This window comes from Ferroplasma sp., from assembly GCF_037442045.1.
Lineage (GTDB): Archaea > Thermoplasmatota > Thermoplasmata > Thermoplasmatales > Thermoplasmataceae > Ferroplasma.
Map to the genome: position 1 here is coordinate 1 of NZ_JBBIRC010000072.1, position 4,026 is coordinate 4,026.

Genomic DNA, 4,026 nt, shown 5'->3' on the forward strand with positions numbered 1-4,026 from the left:
TTCAGAAACAGATAATTAAACCAGTAATGCCAGCATGCCAGTTATTTACTTTATCGGTAAAATGTATGGTAATGCAATATAAAACTAACATTCAAAATATCTATTTTACTATTTATGAACTATATTGAATAATGTATCCCGGCTTCCGGATTCGAACCAGAGACCTATGGATAACTGCGTTTTCTGGCAGCAATACACTCTACAGTCCATCGCTCTACCAACTGAGCTAAGCCGGGTTATGGATAATTCCTACAATGGATATAAATTTTAACATTTAAGCATCCCTATAATATTAATAGTTCTTCTGCATTGAAGCTTTTATGAAAGTTATAGACGGTTTCAATGAAAAGAATTTGCATTTTAAATGGTCCCCTGAAAATAAGCCTGTAGAACATATAGACCCTGGTGAGAGAATAACAATCAAAATTCCTGATTCATCCACAATGCAGATGAAAAAAGAATACACAACAAAAGACCTTTCTAAAATAGACGATTCTAAAGTGGATGCGGCTGTTGGCCCGATATATGTCAATGGTGCGGAAAAAGGAGACAGCATCAAAATTACCATAGAAAACATTGAAACAGGCACATGGGGATGGAGCGCCATGATCAAAAATTTTGGGGCTCTGCATTCAATTTTTGGGGAGAAACTTGTAATATGGGAAATTAAAGATGGTAGGGCAAGAACAATATCAGATAATTTCCTGAAGAATATCACTGTTCCATTAAATCCATTTCTGGGCATAACAGGCACAGCCCCGGAACACGGTGAATACGGAATGATACCTCCAGAAAGCTTTGGTGGGAATATGGACAATAAACATCTCCATGCAGGGTCTGTTCTATATCTTCCTGTAAATGTTAAAGGTGCCCTTGTTTCCTTTTCAGATCCCCATGCGGCACAGGGTGATGGTGAAGTATGCGGCACGGCCATAGAAACTTCCTGCACAGTTACAGTAAAAATCGATCTTATTAAGAAAAAAACAGTTAGATTTCCCAGAATTGAAACATACGGAAAAGAGGAACTGCTGATTTCCATGGGCATTGGCGATAACCTTGAAGAAGCTGCAAAAACTGCAATAATGGAAATGATAGATTTACTGTCTGAATACGGCCTTTCAAAGGAAGAATCGTATATACTCTGCAGTGTTGCAGGAAACCTGAAAATTTCAGAGATGGTGGATATGCCTAACTACGTTGTTTCCATGTCAATGGATAAAAATCTGTTGAATAAAGTTCCAGATAACAAAATATTATAATCAATTATATTATTATTATTCAATGTTATTTTCAGAAGTAAGCAAAAAATTTATGGAAATGGAAACAACCACAAAAAGGCTTGAGCTCACATCCATACTGGGTTCCCTGCTTGAAGATGCAGGTGATGATTTAAAAGAGCTGGTGTATTTAATCCAGGGAAAGCTTGCGCCTGACTATGAGGGCATTGAGTTCGGTGTTTCCGGTAAACTTATAATTAAATCCATTGCTGCTGCGTCAGGCATGGAAGAGGAAGAGATCAATAAATTATTTTACAAAAATGGGGACCTTGGAACCACTGCATCGGAAATACGGGAAAAGATGGAACAGAAAGCACTGTTCAGTGAGGATCTTACAGTGCATTATGTTTATTCAAAATTACTTGAACTTGCAAATTCTGCAGGACACGGAAGCGTTAAGGGCAAAACAGGGATATATGCAGATTTGATGGCAAATTCAAAGCCTGAAGACATAAGGTATATTACCAGAATAATTATGGGAAAGCTGAGGCTTGGAGTTGCAGATTCCACAATACTGGATTCTCTTGTCCAGGCATTTTCAGACAAAAAATATGCTGATGACATTGATACTGCTTATAATTTCCATCCTGATATAGGTTTAATAGCCACACTGCTACAGAAAGGCGATATTGAAGCAATAAAATCAATTGGCCCTGAACCACTGATACCATTTAAAGTAATGCTTGCAGAACGCTTAAAATCCATAGATGACATCAGAGAAAAGATGGATCACCACGCAGCATATGAATACAAATATGATGGCCTGCGGACTGAACTTCACAAAAAAGGAGATCAAATAAAGATATTTTCCAGAGGGCTTGAGGAAACAACTGAGAATTTTCCTGACATTGTGAGCAATTTTAAAAAAAGTTATTCTTTCGATTCAATAATAATTGACGGTGAATCTGTTCCATATAATCCTGATACAGGGGAACTATTTCCATTCCAGATGGTTTCACAGAGAAGGGGGAGAAAATACCAGCTCTCTGAAAAATCTCTTGAAATACCACTGGTTATGTTTATTTTTGACATACTTGAACTTAATGGAAAATCTCTTGTTAATCTTCCATACCAGGAAAGGAGAAAAATACTTGAAGAAAATTTCAAGGACAATGAATATTTCAGGCTTGCAACCAGATTAATTTCCGATGATTCAAAGGAAATAACAGAGTTTTTCGAGCAGAGCATAGAGGATGGATGTGAAGGTGTAGTTGCAAAAAATATTTCAAACGAGTCGATTTACCGGGCAGGTGCCAGGGGCTGGCTCTGGATAAAATTTAAGAGAGATTACCAGAAGGAGCTTGCTGATTCCATGGATTTAGTTGTAATAGGTGCATTCAACGGGCATGGGAGAAGGGCGGGGACATACGGTGCACTGCTTATGGCATGCTATAATGAGGAAACACATGCATATGAATCTTTTACAAAACTTGGCACAGGATTCAGCGATGAAGTATTATTTTCATTCCCCAAACTGTTTTCAGAGTTAGTTCAGGACCACAAGCCTGCAATGGTTGAATCAAAAATGGTTCCAGATGTATGGGTCTATCCGCAAATTGTAATGGAAATTCAGGGTGCAGAAATTACTGTAAGCCCAATACATAGATGTGCATATGGGATAATTGAAAAAGACTCCGGTCTTGCATTGAGATTTCCAAGAATGGTAAAAATACGCAATGATAAAAACGCTGAAGATGCTACTACAACAAATGAAATTATAGAATTATATAAAATGCAGAAAAAAATAAAATAATTGAAGAATTTTTAATCTTCTTTGTCATCGTTTCTGTTATAACTGTTTCTTCTGTTATTGTTGTTTCCGTATCCACGGTTGCCATTTCCACGGTTTCCTTGATTGCCCTGATTGCCGTTTCTGTTGTTATAGTTATTGTACTGATATTCATATTCCTTTTCGCTCATATCAAGTTCTTCGCTTGGTTCTATTTCTTCTTCAGATTCTACCATGGTTCCGTATTTTCCTACGTTTAATCTCATGTGTCCTCTCAATAATGAAATATATCCGTTATCGATTTTAAGAATTTCACCATCTCTGATATCTTTGGTCTGATCATCCCAAAGTGTGAGTGTTATTTTTCCAGTATCATCAGCAACTACAACTTCACTGACTGATTTGTCTTCTCCAAATCTGGTCTTTATCTCTTTTGGCTCTCCAAGTACTACTATCTTTCCTACGACGTTAACACGCCTTGAGGAAGGAGTTAAATCCTTAATTTTGGTTATTTCGTCCATATTATTACTTCCTTTCATCCTTTCGGACTCTTAATAATATTTAACGGATATTTAAACATACGTATTTTTTATTTTTATCAGTATAAAGACGAATTTATTAAAGTTTATTTTTATATTTATAAACACTTATTTACTCCTGGAAGTTCTTAATTTTATTATGTTTTTTATTGTATTCAATGTATCTCATAAAAGAATTTCCTGTTATTAAAAATTTAATAATGTGGCTAAAATTTTTTATTAAAGTATAAAAATTTATTAATGGCCAATGTAATTATATAACTTATTCATCTTTTTAAGGCAAAATGAAAAGATGCATCACTAATTTTCGAATTGTATGCAATTAAAAATAGAACGTATTATTCTTAATTTATATTAACAAAATAGTTTTTAACCAGGGCAAATGGCATGTAATATTGTTCTTTATCTATTCTATTCCCTTATTCTACTTGAGTTGTAAAGTATCGAATTTAAATATGCATTTGCAATAATATAATTATAG

3 protein-coding genes and 1 tRNA gene are annotated in these 4,026 nt (G+C 35.2%); 2 read left to right on the plus strand and 2 right to left on the minus strand.

Annotated elements, in window-relative coordinates; all coding sequences use genetic code 11:
* Positions 1-136: 136 nt before the first annotated feature.
* Positions 137-236, minus strand: a tRNA-Tyr gene (locus tag WKI77_RS07295).
* Positions 237-320: 84 nt separating this feature from the next.
* Between WKI77_RS07295 and WKI77_RS07300 the strand changes: the two genes are divergently transcribed.
* Positions 321-1,259 (plus strand): acetamidase/formamidase family protein, encoded by a 939-nt coding sequence (locus tag WKI77_RS07300; RefSeq protein ID WP_337861168.1) that lies wholly within the window; start codon positions 321-323, stop codon positions 1,257-1,259.
* A 22-nt stretch (positions 1,260-1,281) separates the two neighbouring features.
* Positions 1,282-3,030, plus strand: a complete 1,749-nt coding sequence (locus WKI77_RS07305; protein ID WP_337861169.1) for an ATP-dependent DNA ligase — start codon at positions 1,282-1,284, stop codon at positions 3,028-3,030.
* Positions 3,031-3,041: 11 nt separating this feature from the next.
* Here the strand turns inward: WKI77_RS07305 and WKI77_RS07310 are convergent, their stop codons facing one another.
* Positions 3,042-3,527 (minus strand): single-stranded DNA-binding protein, encoded by a 486-nt coding sequence (locus WKI77_RS07310; RefSeq protein WP_337861170.1) that lies wholly within the window; start codon positions 3,525-3,527, stop codon positions 3,042-3,044.
* Positions 3,528-4,026: the final 499 nt, after the last annotated feature.

Bases quoted from the DNA above. Each gene is read 5' to 3' on its own strand.
- WKI77_RS07300 (WP_337861168.1), top strand. From the start codon at position 321: ATGAAAGTTATAGACGGTTTCAATGAAAAGAATTTGCATTTTAAATGG.
- WKI77_RS07305 (WP_337861169.1), top strand. From the start codon at position 1,282: ATGTTATTTTCAGAAGTAAGCAAAAAATTTATGGAAATGGAAACAACC.
- WKI77_RS07310 (WP_337861170.1), bottom strand. From the start codon at position 3,527: ATGGACGAAATAACCAAAATTAAGGATTTAACTCCTTCCTCAAGGCGT.